Source organism: Homoserinibacter gongjuensis, assembly GCF_030161875.1.
GTDB lineage: Bacteria > Actinomycetota > Actinomycetes > Actinomycetales > Microbacteriaceae > Homoserinibacter > Homoserinibacter gongjuensis.
Window position 1 is genome coordinate 616,080 of the sequence record NZ_BSVA01000001.1, and the last position, 15,233, is coordinate 631,312.

The 15,233-nt window shown below is 68.5% G+C and carries 13 protein-coding genes and 3 pseudogenes; 7 read left to right on the forward strand and 9 right to left on the reverse strand.

The window, feature by feature from the left end; all coding sequences use genetic code 11:
• Positions 1 to 59: 59 nt before the first annotated feature.
• Genes QQK29_RS03425 through QQK29_RS03440 form a run of 4 tightly spaced genes read left to right on the forward strand, consistent with a single transcriptional unit; the run spans position 60 to position 2,848 of the window.
• Positions 60 to 680, forward strand: coding sequence for an isoaspartyl peptidase/L-asparaginase (locus tag QQK29_RS03425; RefSeq protein ID WP_284297806.1), 621 nt, complete (start codon positions 60 to 62; stop codon positions 678 to 680).
• Positions 592 to 1,638 carry an iron-containing redox enzyme family protein gene (locus tag QQK29_RS03430; protein WP_284297809.1) on the forward strand — a complete coding sequence of 349 codons (1,047 nt, stop codon included), beginning with the start codon at positions 592 to 594 and terminating at the stop codon, positions 1,636 to 1,638. Before QQK29_RS03425 ends, QQK29_RS03430 begins: the two co-directional genes overlap by 89 nt.
• Positions 1,635 to 1,847 carry a CDGSH iron-sulfur domain-containing protein gene (locus tag QQK29_RS03435; protein ID WP_284297811.1) on the forward strand — a complete coding sequence of 71 codons (213 nt, stop codon included), beginning with the start codon at positions 1,635 to 1,637 and terminating at the stop codon, positions 1,845 to 1,847. Before QQK29_RS03430 ends, QQK29_RS03435 begins: the two co-directional genes overlap by 4 nt.
• Positions 1,844 to 2,848, forward strand: coding sequence for an SDR family oxidoreductase (locus QQK29_RS03440; protein WP_284297812.1), 1,005 nt, complete (start codon positions 1,844 to 1,846; stop codon positions 2,846 to 2,848). Before QQK29_RS03435 ends, QQK29_RS03440 begins: the two co-directional genes overlap by 4 nt.
• A gap of 29 nt (positions 2,849 to 2,877) precedes the next feature.
• On the opposite strand, the gene QQK29_RS03445 is transcribed toward QQK29_RS03440, so the two are convergent.
• A complete protein-coding gene (locus QQK29_RS03445) occupies positions 2,878 to 3,405 on the reverse strand; it encodes a DUF2231 domain-containing protein (protein WP_348533909.1) in 528 nt (175 codons plus the stop codon).
• A 207-nt stretch (positions 3,406 to 3,612) separates the two neighbouring features.
• Here QQK29_RS03445 and QQK29_RS03450 point away from each other — a divergent pair, with 207 nt between their 5' ends.
• On the forward strand, positions 3,613 to 4,461 hold the full coding sequence (locus tag QQK29_RS03450; RefSeq protein ID WP_284297816.1) for a PIG-L deacetylase family protein: 849 nt from the start codon (positions 3,613 to 3,615) through the stop codon (positions 4,459 to 4,461).
• 6 nt (positions 4,462 to 4,467) lie between these two features.
• Here QQK29_RS03450 and QQK29_RS03455 read toward each other — a convergent pair whose 3' ends face one another.
• The 8 genes and pseudogenes from QQK29_RS03455 to QQK29_RS03490 form a co-directional block, all read right to left on the reverse strand.
• On the reverse strand, positions 4,468 to 5,088 hold the full coding sequence (locus QQK29_RS03455) for a phosphatase PAP2 family protein (protein WP_284297818.1): 621 nt from the start codon (positions 5,086 to 5,088) through the stop codon (positions 4,468 to 4,470).
• A gap of 22 nt (positions 5,089 to 5,110) precedes the next feature.
• Positions 5,111 to 6,339, reverse strand: a pseudogene (locus tag QQK29_RS03460) (multidrug effflux MFS transporter).
• A gap of 90 nt (positions 6,340 to 6,429) precedes the next feature.
• Entirely contained in the window at positions 6,430 to 7,815 is a 1,386-nt protein-coding gene (locus tag QQK29_RS03465; RefSeq protein WP_284297820.1) for a glycoside hydrolase family 5 protein, read from the reverse strand.
• Positions 7,812 to 9,320, reverse strand: a pseudogene (gene arfA / locus QQK29_RS03470) (arabinosylfuranosidase ArfA). Before arfA ends, QQK29_RS03465 begins: the two are co-directional and overlap by 4 nt.
• 148 nt (positions 9,321 to 9,468) lie before the next feature.
• Positions 9,469 to 9,894 (reverse strand): annotated as a pseudogene (locus QQK29_RS03475) (carbohydrate ABC transporter permease); the annotation flags it as partial.
• Positions 9,783 to 10,796 carry an ABC transporter permease subunit gene (locus QQK29_RS03480; protein ID WP_284297822.1) on the reverse strand — a complete coding sequence of 338 codons (1,014 nt, stop codon included), beginning with the start codon at positions 10,794 to 10,796 and terminating at the stop codon, positions 9,783 to 9,785. The gene QQK29_RS03480 and the pseudogene QQK29_RS03475, both read right to left, overlap by 112 nt.
• 5 nt (positions 10,797 to 10,801) lie before the next feature.
• The gene (locus QQK29_RS03485) at positions 10,802 to 11,164 is read right to left on the reverse strand and encodes a hypothetical protein (protein ID WP_284297824.1); all 363 of its coding nucleotides are present in this window, start codon (positions 11,162 to 11,164) and stop codon (positions 10,802 to 10,804) included.
• Positions 11,165 to 11,236: 72 nt separating this feature from the next.
• Positions 11,237 to 12,592, reverse strand: coding sequence for an ABC transporter substrate-binding protein (locus QQK29_RS03490; RefSeq protein ID WP_284297826.1), 1,356 nt, complete (start codon positions 12,590 to 12,592; stop codon positions 11,237 to 11,239).
• 218 nt (positions 12,593 to 12,810) lie between these two features.
• On the opposite strand from QQK29_RS03490, the gene QQK29_RS03495 reads away from it, so the two are divergent.
• Both QQK29_RS03495 and QQK29_RS03500 read left to right on the forward strand, forming a co-directional pair.
• Positions 12,811 to 14,016: a LacI family DNA-binding transcriptional regulator gene (locus tag QQK29_RS03495; protein WP_348533791.1), complete on the forward strand. Its 1,206-nt coding sequence runs from the start codon at positions 12,811 to 12,813 to the stop codon at positions 14,014 to 14,016.
• Positions 13,994 to 15,211: an ROK family transcriptional regulator gene (locus QQK29_RS03500; protein WP_284297828.1), complete on the forward strand. Its 1,218-nt coding sequence runs from the start codon at positions 13,994 to 13,996 to the stop codon at positions 15,209 to 15,211. Before QQK29_RS03495 ends, QQK29_RS03500 begins: the two co-directional genes overlap by 23 nt.
• Positions 15,212 to 15,233 lie beyond the last annotated feature (22 nt).

Genomic DNA, 15,233 nt, shown 5'->3' on the forward strand with positions numbered 1-15,233 from the left:
GCCGTCGAGGGGTTCCCCATCCGATCGAACTCGCCGCCTCGCTGCTGCGCGAGGAGGAGGTGCTCCTCGTCGGCCCGGGCGCGGAACACGTCGCGGCCCGCCGCGGCCTCACCGCGCCCGCCGCCTCGCACGGTGGCCGAGAGAAAGCCCCGGCACTCGACACCGTCGGATGCGTCGCGCGCGACAGCGAGGGGCACCTCGCTGCCGCCGTCTCCACGGGTGGCATCGCGGGCGCCCGCGTCGGCCGTGTCGGCGACAGTCCGCTGCCCGGCGGCGGCTTCTTCGCCGACGACGAGGTCGGTGCCGTGGTGCTGAGCGGAGCCGGTGAGCAGATCGCGCGCGTCGCGCTCGCCGCGTGGGTCGAGCACAGGATGCGGGCGGGCCTCAACCCGGCCGCCGCCACGGCATCCGCGCTGGAACGACTCGACCGGGTGGGGGCCAAGCGGGCCTCATCGCCCTCGACCGCACGGGGCGCCCCGGTTGGGCTTACAGCAGCCCCGACTTCGCTATCGCGTATGTCTCGAGCACGCACGACGTGCACGCCTTCACCCGACCGCCCACCCCCGACATCGACGCCCTGGAGGAGCGAGCATGACCTTGACCCACGAGCCGCCGACCCGTCTCGGGATCGCAGTGCGCGGCCCCCTCAGCGCGGCCCTGCTGCCGCTGTTCGGCGGTGAGGCCTCCGTGGAACTCGACGAGCTCGCGGGACTCGCGGAGACCGTCGCGTCCTGCGACGACGCGATCTTCGACGACGACCTGCAGCTCTCGCTGTTCCTGCTCTACGCGATCTGCTACGGCTCGCTCGACCAGCTCGGCGCCCAGTGGGAGTGGCATCCGGCGGTCATCGGCGCGCGCACGACGCTCGAGCGCGCCTTCGAAGCCGCGCTCCGGACGCGCGTCGAGAGCCCCGCCGCGCCCGAACCGCACCGGGAGGCCGTGGCGGCGACGCTCTTCGAACTGACCGCCCCCACCCCCGGTCCGAGCCTCTCGCGTTACGTCGCGCGCACCGCCGACCGCGCGCAGGTGCTCGAACTGCTCATGCAGCGCAGCATCTACACCCTGCGCGAGGCCGACGCGCATTCGTGGACCATCCCGCGTCTCACCGGACGCGCGAAGGCCGCGCTCATGGAGATCCAGTCCGACGAGTACGGCGGCGGCAGCTTCACCCGCATGCACCAGGAGCTCTACGCGCGGGCCATGCGGGGCGCCGGACTCGATGACCGCTACGGCGCGTATGTCGACGAGGTTCCGGCGATCACTCTCGCCTCGTTCAATCTCATGACGATGTTCGGCATGAACCGTCGCCTGCGCGGCGCCTCGGTGGGGCATCTCGCGGCGTTCGAGATGACGTCGTCGATCCCGTGCCGCTTCGTCGCCGAGGGCATCAGGCGCGTCGGGTTCGGCGATGACGTCGCCGACTACTACGACGAGCACGTGGAGGCCGATGCCGTGCACGAGCAGATCGCGGGTCGCGACCTTGCCGGCTCGCTCGCCGAAGACGAGCCCGAGCTGCTGCCCGACATCCTGTTCGGAGCCGCCGCGTGCCTCACGGTCGACGGCTGGGCGAGCGACCACATCCTGCACAGCTGGGAGGCGGGTCGCTCGTCGCTGCGCCCCGCTGAGACGACCCGATGAGCGCCGAGCGCCCCGTGCAGATCACCCCATGCCCGAACGGGCCGCTGCTCGTGCGGGGAGACGTGGAGCTCGTCGACGGCGACGGCGAGGTCATCCCGCACACCCGTCGCACCGTGGCGCTGTGCCGCTGCGGCGTCTCGCTCATCAAGCCCTACTGCGATGGCAGCCACAAGATGGTCGGCTTTCGCACCGAGGAGGCAAGCGGATGAGGCGCCCACCGTTGCGCGATCAGGTCGCCGTGATCACCGGCGCGTCGAGCGGCATCGGGCGCGAGTGCGCGCTCATGCTGGCCGACGCGGGAGCGCGGGTGGTGCTGCTCGCGCGCGAGGAGCTGGCGCTCGCGACCGTCGCCGATGAGATCACCGAGCGCGGCGGCACGGCCCGCCACATCGTGTGCGACGTCACGGATGCCGCCCAGCTCGAGGCGGCGGCCGCCCGCACCGAGGAGTGGTTCGGCGGCATCGACACCTGGGTGAACAACGCCGGGGTGCTGCTCTACGGCGAGTTCTGGAACACGCCGCCTGACGAGTTCCAGCGCGTCATGGAGGTCAACTACCTCGGGCAGGTGCACGGCGCGCTCGCCGCGCTGCCCGCACTGGAGCGCAGCGGCGGAACCCTCGTGGCCATCGCATCCGCGGAATCCTTCCTCACCCTGCCCATGCACAGCGCCTATGCGGCGTCGAAGGCCGCGGTCTCGGCCGCCATGGACGGACTCCGCCGCGACCTCATCGCCCACCGGATCCCGGTGAATGTCACGACGGTGTTCCCCGCGGTCATCGACACGCCCATCTACCGCACGGCGCGCAACCACATGGACGTGGAGCCCTCCGCACCGCCGCCGTACTACGACCCCGTCGTCGTGGCGCGGTGCGTGCTGTTCGCCGCGACCCACCGCGTGCGCAACCTCTACGCGGGCGGTGCATCGCGCGGCATGTCGGTGCTGCAGGCGCTCGCGCCCGCCGCGGCCGACCGCCTCTTCGGACGCGTCGGCATGCCGATGCTCCGCACCGAGCAGCCGGAGACCGACCCCGCGGGCAACCTCGAGGTGGCGCACGACCTCGCCAGGTCGCGCGGCGGCGGGCTGCCGCGCGCGGGGCGACGAGTGAGCAGCTACACCTGGCTCGCCACGCACCGACCCGCACGATGGGGGCTCACCGCTGCCGCCCTGCTCGGCGCAGGGATGCTGCTCGGGCGACGCCGCTCGCGCTGAGGTGAGTGGCCGTCGCCCGGCGGCGTGACTCAGCGGAACCCTTCGGCCTGCGTTCCCTCTGCGGCCACCCGCACCCCGAAGTGGTAGGCGAGCTTGCCGCCCAGGTACCCGGAGAATCCCAGCACGAGCACGCCCACGAGGCTCACGACGAAGCCGAGCACGTTCTCCTCGTCTGCGCCCGCCACGAGCCGCACGACGAGGCTGATCACGAAGAGAGCGACGACCGTGAGATTGAGCAGCATGTGGGTGGTGGCCGTGCGGCGTGCCGGCGTGCCGTTCTCGAGCTGCGAGTAGTCGAGCAACCCGAGGATCGCCGCGAGCACAGCGCCGATCAGTCCGATGACGATGAGCACGGTAGCCCCCACCGCGAAGGGCTCGGGGTCGTCGACCACGAAGGCCACGATGTCGAAGACGAGGCTCGAGATCCAGGCTCCGATCGGGATCGTCACCATGATCGGGTGGAACGGGTGTCCGTAGGGTCCCGCGATGGGCGAGCGCGGTCGCTTCGAACGCGCGTGCGCGTCGGCCGCCGCGGCGGCCGTGTGGGGGCGTGGGATGACACGATCGGACCTCCTCCGTCTGCCGCGCCCGCCGGTTCTGCTGGCGCGGATGGGTCCAAGCTAGAAAGAGCGTCTTCCGGCGATCAGGGCCTTGACATCGAGCGACTAAGCTCGGCGGAGCCGTGTCGACGTCGACCGTCACCCGAGGGGGCGAGCCCGACAGCGCGTCGCGCGGACCCGACTTCCTCGAGCGAACGGAGCACCATGCGCAAGCGCGGCCTCATCACCCTCGGCGTCATCGTGGGCGTGCTCGCCCTCATCGTCGGCGGACTCTACTGGGCGGGCCGCTCGCTCTTCTACGAGCCGACCGCCCGCGGGGTCGACTCGGTGATCGGCGAACTGGGCGGCACCCGCGTGCTCGGCGTGTTCGCGCACCCCGACGACGAGCAGACCGTCAACGGGCTGTTCTGGCGCGCGAAGGATCGCGACGGCGCCTACACCGCCATGATCACCGCGACGCGCGGCGAGGCCGGCGAGCAGTCGCCCACGGTGGGCCGACAGGAGGACCTCGGCGACATCCGCAAGGCCGAGGCGCTCAAGAACAGCTTCAACCTCGGGGTCGACCGCCATGTCGTGTGGGACTACCCGGACGGCGGGGTGCCGCAGGCGGATGCGGACGAGATCGTCGAGCGCATCGTCGCGGAGCTGAAGCTGGTCAGGCCGGATGTGGTGGTCGCCTTCTGGCCGGAGTCGGGTGCGACCGGGCACAAGGACCACATGAAGATGGGTGAGCTCACCGAGCGGGCGATCGCCGAGCTCGCGGATGGCGAGGGCACGTACACGGGACCCGCCTACATCGTCTACACGATCAGCCCCTCGAAGGCGCTCGAGGCCTTCGGCGGCGAGGTCGGCGCCTTCGTCGTTGAGAACCAGCCCGACCCCGAGTACGCGATGTCGGCCGAGGTGGGCAAGAAGCACGAGGGCTGGACCATCCACGCCTCGCAGGCGAACTACATGCAGGAGTCCTACATCCTGCCCAACTGGCTCACCTACCTGCTCTGGGACGAGGAGTTCTACCACGTGCGCGATCTGCGGAGCGATCCGCTGCCGTAGTTCGCCTCAGCGCGGGGGCAGCGGCTCGAGGCGCAGCTTCGGCAGCAGCAGGCACCACACGAGCAGGGCCACACCCGCGCCGAGCAGGGCGCCGCCGAGGGTGTCGGTGAGCCAGTGCGCACCGAGGTAGGTCCGGCTGAACGCCATCGCGACGAGGTACAGCATCCCGAGCACCCACACCCACGCACGTCGCAGCAGCAGGCCGAGGCTCACCGCGATGACCGCGGCGTTCGTCGCGTGGCCCGACGGGAACGATCCGTTCTCGAGCGGCACGAGGATCTCTTCGGGGCGAGCTCGCCCGAAGAGCGCCTTGAGCAGCTGGCACACCACGGCGGCGAGCGCCGAGGCGAGCACGAAGGCGAGGGCCGACCAGGGGCGACGCGCGAGCACGAACGCGATCGCCACGCCGATGGGCACCACGAGGATGGCGAACCAGCCGCCGCCGAGAAAGTCGAAGACCAGACTCACCGACTCGCCCACGGGACCGCGCCACTCGAGCACCTCGGTCATCCACTCCTCGTCGAGCCCGACCGTGTCACGCAGCGCGACGAGCAGCCCGAGGCCGACCGCGAGCACGAGCGCCACGACACCCGCATAGACGATCGGTCGTCGCGAGGGAGCGTCCATCGCCCCACGTTATACCGGCGTCTCACGCCTCCAGGGGCGGCACCGTGGCGGGGCGCACGATCGTCCACAGCACCGCGATGGCGATCACGATGGCGACGACCATCACGCCCGCCATCGGGATGGCGTTCGTGATCGTGAACAGCCCCACGATGGGCGAGACGATGCCGGCGACACCGAAGTTGGCGGCCCCCAGCACCGACGCCGCGGTGCCCGCCTCGTGCCCGTGCCGCACGAGAGCAAGCGCCGAGATCGCGGGGAAGTTGAACCCGCACGCCGCGATGAAGAACCACAACGGGATCGCGATGCCCAGGAACCCGGCACCGGATGCGTCGAGCACGATGATCGCGACGGCCGCCACGAGCTGCACGATCGTGGCGCCCGCGATGATCCACTGCGGTCCGATGCGCTTCTGCATGCGGCTCGAGCTCTGCACGCCCACGATCACGCCGACGGAGTTGATGCCGAACAGGATGCCGTACTCCTGCGCCGAGAGCGTGTACACATCCTGGAACAGGAACGAGGAGCTCGAGAGGTAGGCGAACAGCGCCGAGAAGTTGGCACCCGCGATGATCACGGCGCCGACGTAGATGCGATCGCGGAACAGTGCGCCGTAGCGCTGTCGCACGGTCGAGTGACCGCGCGCGTGGCGAGCGGATGCCGGCAACGTCTCGCGCAGGAACAGCGCGTTGGCGACGAGCACGAGGAAGCCGAACGCGGCGAGGAACACGAACAGGCCGCGCCAGTCCACCACGAGCAGCAGTTGGGAGCCGAGCACGGGCGCGATCACGGGCGCGAGCCCGGAGACCAGCGCGAGGCGGCTGAGCATCTTCACGAGCGGGTAGCCGCCGAACAGGTCGCGCACGGTCGCCATCGCGACCACGCCGCCCGCGGCGGCCCCCACCCCTGCAGCACGCGCGCGACGCTCAGCCAGAACAGGTCGGGGGCGAGTGCCGCGCCGAGGCACGCGAGGATGTGCACCCCGGTCGCCAGCAGCAGCGGTCGCCGTCGCCCGACCTGGTCGGAGAGCGGCCCGACGAACAACTGACCGAGCGCGAAACCCACCATGGTGGCCGTGAGGGTGAGCTGCACGAGCGCGGTGCGCGCGTCCAGCTCACGCTCGAGGATCGGCAGGGCCGGCAGATAGAGGTCGATCGTGAACGGCCCGAGGGCCGTGAGCGCGCCGAGCACGAGGATGTAGGTGAGCCGCTCGGGGCGCGAGAGCGCGTCGCCGGGGTGCACGGCGGCCGTCATGGAGACCTCGGTGGGAGTCGGGTGGAGAAAGAGAAAAGAGCGGCGACGCCGCTCTGCTCTCGAAGTCTATGACGTTTCACCCATGGTCCGTCACGCCGGCGAGGCGCGCAGAACCTCGGCAAGCGGTTCGCGGATGACGCAGTTGGAGAAGGCGAAGGCGTCGGCAAGCGCCTCGGCGTCGTCCGAGGTCAGTCCACGGAACGCGTTCGCGTAATCGTCGACCATCGCCTCGGCCAACATGACGTGACGGATGTGGCCGGCGATCCAGCGGTCGGCGCCCCACGGATAGGGCGCGAAGTCCGGGAACTCCTCGCGGAACAACCGCTCGAACGGAGCGATCAACTCGCGTATCCCGACATCCGTGGATCCCCATGAGTCCACGCCCAAGCGCTTCTTCTTCTCCACCACGGGTGCGATCAGCCGCACATACGCGGAATCCGGCGCCGCGCTCAGGATGCCCTGCAGGCCGATGTCCTTGTAGGTCCAGAGCGCCCAGCTCGCGTCGTGCCTCGCGAAGATCTCCAGCTGGTCGGCGAGCAGCCGCCGACGCTGTTCGTCGCGCTCCGGATCACCCGTGTAGACCGGCCCGAACTCACCGACCCAGATCGGCGTGCCCGTCTCACGCATGTACCGCGTGCGCTCGAGGAAGGTCTCCTCGACTCGATCCCTGTTGACGTACTGTCCCCGGCTGACGCCAGGGTACGGGCCGCCGTCGACGAACCCCGGCAGCGCGTAATCGTGGGCGGTGTACACGGTGTTGGGCAAGGGATCGCCGAGCTGGTCGAACTGCGTGGAGTAGCGGTTCCCGTCGAGGAACAGGATGTGATCGGGGTCGACCGCGCGAATCGCCCGCTCAAGCCGCCGGTAGAACGGGCCGAGGGTCTCGCCGTGCGCATCGGCCGGTTCGTTCACGGGGTTGTATCCGGCCACCCAGGGGTTGCCGCGATAGCGGTCGGCGAGCGCCTCCCAGAGGTTGACCACGCGATCCTGGAAATGCCGGTGCGTCCAGAACGATGCCCACTGCGTGGGGTTGTCACTGTGCCAGTGCTGGTTCTGGCTGCCCGGAAGCGCGTGCAGGTCGAGGATCGTGTAGATCCTGTGACGCGCGCAGATCTCGATGACGCGGTCGAGCAACCGGAAACCGTCCTCCGTGAGCACCATCGGAGCGTCGTCGTCTTCGAAGTGTCGGTAGTTGAGCGGGATCCGCAGTGAGTTGAGGCCGAGACCTGCGAGGAAGGCGGCGTCCTCGTCGGCGAAGAACACATCGAGAAAGCGCGCGAAGAAGCGTTCATACCCGTCCTCGCCGAGAACGCGGTGCAGCGCGCGGCGCATCTGCGCCTCGGTGCCGGCGTGGCCCGTGATGAAGTTCTCCATGTTCATCCAGCCGCCGAGGCCGAAACCGCGGAGGATGAGAGGTCCACGATCGTCGACGATCCGCGTTCCCGAGACCCGGAGCACGCCGTGTCCGGTGCTCATCGCAGGGTCACGGCGGTCCAGGAGACCGGGGGCAGGATGACGCGCAACTCGCCGTCGGCGAGGCGCGCGGTCTCATTGGGCCGAAGTCGCACCCGGTCCGGGGCCGAGAGCGTGTTCGCGGCGTGGATGTCGTCGTCATAGAGGCTCTCGGCGCTGACGAGACTCACCTGCCCGAGGAGTGCAGCATCGACGATGAACTCCGCGGACTCGTCGAGGCTTCGGTTCACGACGAACACCGCGGTCTCGCCCGACTCGGCATCATGCGTGGCGACGGCGTCGACGAGGCTTGCGGTGCCGTGCTGCTCGGTCTCGTAGCTCGGGCAGTCGAGCTTCAGCTCCAGGGCGACCCCGCGCGCGAGCTTCGAGGTGACCGCGAACGGGAAGTACGTGGTCTGCTTCCACGCCGGGCCACCGGGCTCGGTCATGATCGGTGCGATCACGTTGACCAGCTGTGCCAAGCTCGCCGCGGTCACCCGATCGGCATGCCGGATGAGCGAGATGAGCAGATTGCCGAAGACGACCGCGTCGACGACGGAGTACACGTCCTCCAGCAACCGGGGGCCACCGGCCACTCCTGGGGGTCGGTGATGCGGTCGACCTCGGCATAGCGCGAGTGGTACCAGACGTTCCACTCGTCGAAGGAGATGTTGATCGTCTTGTCGCTCCCGCGCATCCCCTTCACATGATCGGCGGTCGCCACGACCGAATCGATGAAGTTGTCCATGTTGACGGCCGAGGCCAGGAAGCTGCCGTAGTCGCCGCCGATGGGCTCGTAGTAGGCGTGGCAGGAGATGAAGTCGACCTCGTCGTAGGTCTCCTCGAGCACGACGCGCTCCCAGGTGCCGAACAGCGGCATCTGGGCGCTCGAGCTGCCGCACACCACGAGCTCGAGATCCGGGTCGACCTGCCGCAGTGCCCGCGCCGTCTTCATCGCGAGCCTGCCGTACGCACGAGGGGTGTCGTGGCCGAGTTGCCACGGGCCGTCCATCTCATTGCCGAGGCACCACATCCGGATGTCGTAGGGCTCGGTGGCGCCGTTCGCGATCCGCTGCTGCGACAGGGTGGTACCTCCGCGCACGTTCGCGTACTCGAGAACGTCGAGCGCCTCCTGCACCCCCGCGTGCCGAGATTGACCGCGTACATCAACTCCGCGTCGACCTTGGCGATCCAGCGAGCGAACTCGTCGAGGCCGATCTCGTTCGTCTCGAGCGAGTGCCAGGCGAGATCGAGGCGCCGCGGACGCTCCTCGCGCGGGCCAACCCCGTCCTCCCAGCGGTAGCCGGAGACGAAGTTGCCACCCGGGTATCGCACCGTCGATACACCGAGCCCCTGACGAGGTCGATGACATCCTGACGGAACCCGTCGGCATCTGCGCGCGGGTGGCCCGGCTCGTAGATACCGTCGTAGACGCATCGACCGAGGTGCTCGACGAAGGAGCCGAACAGGCGACGGTTGATGGGGCCCACGACGAAGTGGGGGTCGATGGTGAGATGTGCGGTGATCACGAATTCCTCGGTGGCTGGGTGACGGCGGGCGCGGGTGGCTACTTGAGACTGCCGATGGCGAGACCCCTTGCCAATACCGCTGGAGGGTCAGGAAGGCGATGATGAGCGGGATCACCGACACGAGCGAGCCGAGGATGATGATGCTCCACAAGCTCTGTCCGCCCGCCGCGCCGTAGGTCGAGGCGGTGGACTGCCACAGGCCGATACCGACCGTAACGGGGAACAGCTGGTTGTTCGACAACATGACCAGCGGCAGGAAGTAGTTGTTCCAGGAGGCGACCACTGACAGCAGCAGCACCGTCACGATCGCGGGACGCAATAGCGGCAGTGCCACACGGAAGAACGACCGGAACTCCCCCGCGCCATCGACACGGGCGGCGTCCAGCAACTCGTCGGGAACCGCATCGCGCGCATAGACGTGCATGAGATACACCCCGAACGGGTTGAGCAGGGTCGGGAAGATCACCGACCAGATCGTGTTGGTCCAGCCCACCTGCGCGAACAGCATGAACGTCGGGATGACGAGTGCGGTGGTCGGCACCATGACGGCGCCGAGAAGGATGGCGAACGACAGGCGTCGCCCCGCGAAGCGGTACTTCGCGAACCCATAACCGGCGAGGACCGCCAGGACCGTCGCCCCGACTCCCCGGCGATCGCGTACAGCGCGGAATTGCCGAGCCAGCGCGCATAGATGCCGCCGCTGTAGGTGAACAGGTCGCTCAGATTCGAGAGGTAGTTGATGTCGCTCGCGAACCACAAGGCGCTGCCGCCGCCGAACAGCCCTGCGGCGCTCTTGGAGCTGTTGACGATGAGCCACCAGAACGGAACCAGGAAGTAGACCATGAGCAGCCCGAGCACGATGTTCAGGGGCAGACGCCCCGCCGCCCGCGGCGCGGCTGCCGGGGAAGGGATGTGGTGCTCATGAGAGGAAGCTCCTCGCTTGCGCGTCGCGAACAGGAAGATGTAGACGCACACGAACACCACCGCGCCGAGGGCGAATGAGATCGCCGAGCCGTAGTTGTAGTTGGCGAGCGAGAACGCCTGCTGGTAGGCGTACATGTTCGGGGTGAAGTCGTCGGGGATCGCGCCCGCGGCGAGCTGCTGCAGGATCTTCGGCTCGTTGAAGAACTGCAGGGTGCCGATGAGCGCGAACACGAGGATCAGCAGGAGCGCGGGCGCCACGAGCGGGATCTTGATCCTCAACACGATCTGCCACTGCGAAGCCCCGTCGATGCGCGCCGCCTCGTACAGGGTGGGGTCGATGCCTTGGAGGGCCGCGAAGAGGATGATCATGTAGTAGCCGGCCCACTGCCAGGTCACCACGTTGAGCAATCCGTAGAAGATGAGGCTCGAGCTGAGGAAGTTCGGCGCCGACGCGCCGAAGAGCCCGAAGATGTCGCCCAAGGGCCCGAAGTTCTTGCTGTAGAGGAAGCCCCACATGAGGGCTCCGATCACCGTCGGGATCGCGTAGGGCATGAAGATCATGAGGCGCGAGAAACGCGCGAACCGCGTGAGGACGATATCGAGGATGAGCGCGATCGCGAGGAGATCGCCATCTGCAGCGGGATCAGCACGAGCGAGAACGAGAGCACGAACCCGACACCGCTCAGGAACGACGGGTCACTGAACGCCTTGAGGTAGTTGCCGAACAGCACGAACCTGGTGCCGCCGATCAACGACTTCTGGAAGAGGCTGAGGTAGAAGGCGTAGCCGATCGGAAGCACGAGGAGTGCGAGGAAGATGAGGCCGAACGGGCCGACGAAGAGCCAGCCGGTCAGGTTGTGGCGTCGCGTCGTGGACCTGCGATGCTTCGTCGCGACGACCCTGTCGCTGGGGACGGTCATGAATGTCTCCGGATGTGAGGAACGGATGAGCGGGGCCGGCCCGCGCTGCGGCGAACCGGCCCCGGGATCAGGTCACTTGACAGTGAAGCCCTGCTCCTTGGCGTACGCCACGACATCGGCCTGCAGAGCATCCGCCGCCGCGGAGCCTGTCGTCGACCCCTCGTTGATGGCAGCGATCTGCTTCGTCAGCGCCGAATAGTAGTACTGCCCGAGCGGCGTATAGGTCATGCCCGTGTAGGCGTCTGCCGCGGGGACGTACACCTCCTTGTTGGCCTGCTGACCGCTGAAGAACGGCACCTCGTAGTTCTGGAACTCGTCGGACTTCAGCACCGTGAGGTTGAGCGGGAAGATGACCTGGTTCTTCCACCCTGCGTCGAGGGACGCCGGGTCGGCGTAGACGCCGAACGCGACCTTCGCCGCGAGCTTCGCGTCCTTGGCCTGCTTGGTCACCGAGAACGCCGAGCCGCCCCAGTTGATTGCGATGGGGTTGCCGGTGTCCCACTGCGGCATTGGAGCCGTCGCCCAGACAGCGGCGTCGGCGCCCTCGCCCACCCCGGCGCCCTGCAGATAGCCAGGTGCCCACGCGGCCGAGAGGTACGTCGCGTAGTCGCCGTTGATCACACCGGCGATGTACTCCGGCGTGAACTGGTCCTCGGTGCCGACCAGCCCCTTCTCGACCAGGCCGCTCCAGTAGTCGAGCACTCCCTTGATCTCATCGCTGTCGAGGTCGATCCCGATCTCGCCCTCGTTGGCCGGGTCGTACTCGAACGGCTGCGCACCGCTCTGGTACATGAGCGCCGTGACGTAGGCCGGCTGGTTGGCCGCGAAGCTCGCGAAGTACGGTCCGCCGGCATCCTTCACCTTCTGCGCCGCGGCTTCGAACTCATCCCAGGTGGTGGGAGGGGTGATGCCGTAGGTGTCGAAGACATCCGTGCGGTAGATCATGCCCATCGGACCGCCGTCGACCGGTGCGCCGTACACACCGTCGCCGACCGAGACGTCCTTCCAGGCTCCCGCGCTGAAGTTGTCCTTCACATCCTGATAGCCGAGGTCGGACAGATCGACCAACGCATCCTGCGCTTGGAAGGTCGGGATGCGGTCGGCTTCGAGCATGACGACGTCGGGGGCGCCGCTTCCCGCGGAGACGGCGGTCTGGAACTTGTCGTACTCGTCGCCGCCGGCGCCCGCGTTCGTCCAGCAGACCTGCACGTCGTCGTGCGCCTTGTTGAAGTTGTCGACGACCTCTTCCATGTTGGGGTACCACGCCCACATCGTCACGACGGGCGCGTCGGTGTTCACGAGCTTGTTCGTGCACGTCGCGTTGCTGTTGTCGCCGCCTCCGCCACCGGTTCCGCCATCGGAACAGGCGACGAGAGCACCCGCGACCACGAGGGTCACGGCGGCGGCGATTGACTTCTTGGTGTTCATCAATCGATTCCTTTCGGGGGCATTCCTGTCGGTGCAAATGTCGCGCCCCGGCACGTGCTCGATGCCACAAGGGTTTCAGGCATCGTCGCCAGGGAGTTTCTAACGTTGTACTTCCAACGTTGTAGGAAGACTATTGCTAACGTCCTTCCTGATGTCAAGGAGATTCTGGCGAGCCGCGCCAACCTCGACAGCAACGAGAAGAACAGAAGGGAGCGCCGATGGGCTCGACGCTCCATGACGTCGCCCGGATCGCAGGTGTGTCGATCAAGACCGTCTCGAACGTGGTCAACAACTACCCCCATGTGCGGCCGAGCACCCGCGAGAAGGTGCTGTCGGCCATCGAGGAGCTCGACTACCGGCCGAACCTCTCGGCGCGCGGTCTGCGCTCCGGACGGACCGGGGTGATCGGGCTCGCCATCCCCGAACTCCGCCAGAACTACTTCGCCGAGCTGGCCGACTCCATCATCCGTGCCGCGGACGCCCACGGGGTGGGCGTCGTCATCGACCAGACGAGCGCAACCAGGGAGGGCGAGCTCGCGGTGCTCTCAGGTGAACGGCTACGCCTCACCGACGGAGTGCTCTTCAGCCCGGAACGACTCGGCCAGGACGACGTCAACCTGCTGAACGTCGGCTTCCCCCTCGTGTTGCTCGGCGAACGGATCTTCGGCGGCCCGACGGATCACGTAACCATGCGGAACGTCGAATCCGCGCGGGCCGCGACCGAGCACCTGATCGGCATCGGCCGCCGCCGCATCGCCGTCATCGGCGCCCACCCCGTCAACCAGGACGACATCCGTTCGGCGAACCTTCGCGTGCGGGGCTACCGCGAGGCACTCGACGCCGCGGGGCTGCCCTACGACACGACGCTCGTGCGCACGGCCGCCCCGTGGCACCGCGAGAACGGAGCAGTCGCCATGCGACGCCTGCTCGAGGACGGGGTCGACTTCGACGCGCTGTTCACCCTCAACGACACGCTCGGTTTGGGAGCCCTCCGTGCGCTCGGCGAAGCCGGCGTGCGGGTGCCCGATGATGTGGCCGTCATCGGCTTCGACAACATCGATGAGTCACGCTTCTCGGTGCCGTCGATGTCGAGCGTGGATCCGGGCCGGGACGAGATCGCGCGGGTCGCGGTCGACACCCTGCTCTCCCGCATCCACGAGAAGGGCGAACCGGCTCCTCCCCGGCAGATCCTGGCCGACTACCGCATCGTCGGCAGGGAGTCGACTGGCTTCTCCGAGCCGATCGAGGCCGAGCCCCCGAGACCGAGCCCGCCTTGGCGGAATCCGCTCGCGGTTGAGCGAGTCACCCGCGGACCGGGAGCACGCCGAGCCGCGCCCCGCAACCGCGCGAGCGCACGCCGCGCCGACGCACTTCGGTCGGCGCATGTGACAACATTGGCGGATGGTCGACATAAGCGGGGCTGACGCCCAGCGGCACATCAACGCCCTCGGCTCCTCGGTCGCGAGCGACCTGTTCCAGATCCTGCGCGACGGCCGACCACGTACCCGCAGTGAGCTCTCCGCCATCACCGGCCTCGCCCGCTCGACCGTCGCCCTGCGCATCGACGCCCTCATGAAGCTGGGCCTCGTCGACTCCGTCGGCGACGCCGTGTCGACCGGCGGTCGCCCCTCCTCGCAGTTCGCCATCGCCACGAGCGGCCGCGTCGTGCTCGGCGTCGACGTCGGCGCCACCCACGTGCGCATCGCCGTCAGCGACCTCGCCGGCGGCGTGCTCGCCCAAGACGTCGAACGGATGAATGTGTCCGAAGGCCCCGAGAAGGTGCTCACCTGGGTGATCTCCGCGGCCGAACGCCTGCTCGCCTCCGTCGATCGCGCATCCGCCGACCTGCTCGCCATCGGCATCGGGCTACCGGGCCCCGTCGAGCACTCCACTGGACGCCCCATCAACCCGCCCATCATGCCCGGCTGGGATCGCTTCGACGTGCCCGACTACCTCGCGTCGAGCTTCGACGCGCCCGTGCTCGTCGACAACGACGTCAACATCATGGCCCTCGGCGAGCGCGAGCACGCCTGGCCGCACGTCGACCATCTCATCTTCGTGAAGGTCGCCACGGGCATCGGCTCCGGCGTCATCTCGAGCGGCCTCCTGCAGCGCGGAGCCCAGGGCACCGCGGGCGACATCGGCCACGTCTACGTCGCACGCGGTGCCGACGTGCCCTGCGCATGCGGCAACCGCGGCTGCCTCGAAGCTCTCGCATCCGGGCCCGCACTCGCGCGCGCCCTCGCCGCCACCGGGCTCACCGCATCCTCGAGCCAAGACGTCGTCGAGTTCGTCAAGCGCGGCAACATCGACGCCATCCAGGCCGTGCGCCAGGCCGGCCGCGACATCGGCGAGGTGCTCACCACCTGCGTGAGCCTCATCAACCCCTCCGCCATCGTGCTGGGCGGCGCCCTGGCCCAGGCGGGCGAGCATCTCATCGCGGGCGTGCGCGAAGTCGTCTACACCCGCTCGATGCCGCTCGCCACCGAGCACCTGCAGATCACCCAGTCGAAGCTCGGACCGGATGCGGGAGTGCTCGGCGCGAGCATGCTCGCCATCCACCATGCGCTGGCCCCCGAGTCGATCGAGGCCATGGTCGCCTCGAACGGCTCGCGGTAGCCACGCGAGGGGCGCCGAGCCC

What these genes read in the sequence shown, in the direction of transcription:
- QQK29_RS03455 (WP_284297818.1), bottom strand. Translation starts at nt 5,088, where the DNA reads ATGGACGCTCCCTCGCGACGACCGATCGTCTATGCGGGTGTCGTGGCG.
- QQK29_RS03440 (WP_284297812.1), top strand. Translation starts at nt 1,844, where the DNA reads ATGAGGCGCCCACCGTTGCGCGATCAGGTCGCCGTGATCACCGGCGCG.
- QQK29_RS03430 (WP_284297809.1), top strand. Translation starts at nt 592, where the DNA reads ATGACCTTGACCCACGAGCCGCCGACCCGTCTCGGGATCGCAGTGCGC.
- QQK29_RS03465 (WP_284297820.1), bottom strand. Translation starts at nt 7,815, where the DNA reads ATGAGCACCGGACACGGCGTGCTCCGGGTCTCGGGAACGCGGATCGTC.
- QQK29_RS03480 (WP_284297822.1), bottom strand. Translation starts at nt 10,796, where the DNA reads ATGCCCTACGCGATCCCGACGGTGATCGGAGCCCTCATGTGGGGCTTC.
- QQK29_RS03435 (WP_284297811.1), top strand. Translation starts at nt 1,635, where the DNA reads ATGAGCGCCGAGCGCCCCGTGCAGATCACCCCATGCCCGAACGGGCCG.
- QQK29_RS03495 (WP_348533791.1), top strand. Translation starts at nt 12,811, where the DNA reads ATGGGCTCGACGCTCCATGACGTCGCCCGGATCGCAGGTGTGTCGATC.
- QQK29_RS03485 (WP_284297824.1), bottom strand. Translation starts at nt 11,164, where the DNA reads ATGACCGTCCCCAGCGACAGGGTCGTCGCGACGAAGCATCGCAGGTCC.
- QQK29_RS03500 (WP_284297828.1), top strand. Translation starts at nt 13,994, where the DNA reads ATGGTCGACATAAGCGGGGCTGACGCCCAGCGGCACATCAACGCCCTC.
- QQK29_RS03490 (WP_284297826.1), bottom strand. Translation starts at nt 12,592, where the DNA reads ATGAACACCAAGAAGTCAATCGCCGCCGCCGTGACCCTCGTGGTCGCG.
- QQK29_RS03450 (WP_284297816.1), top strand. Translation starts at nt 3,613, where the DNA reads ATGCGCAAGCGCGGCCTCATCACCCTCGGCGTCATCGTGGGCGTGCTC.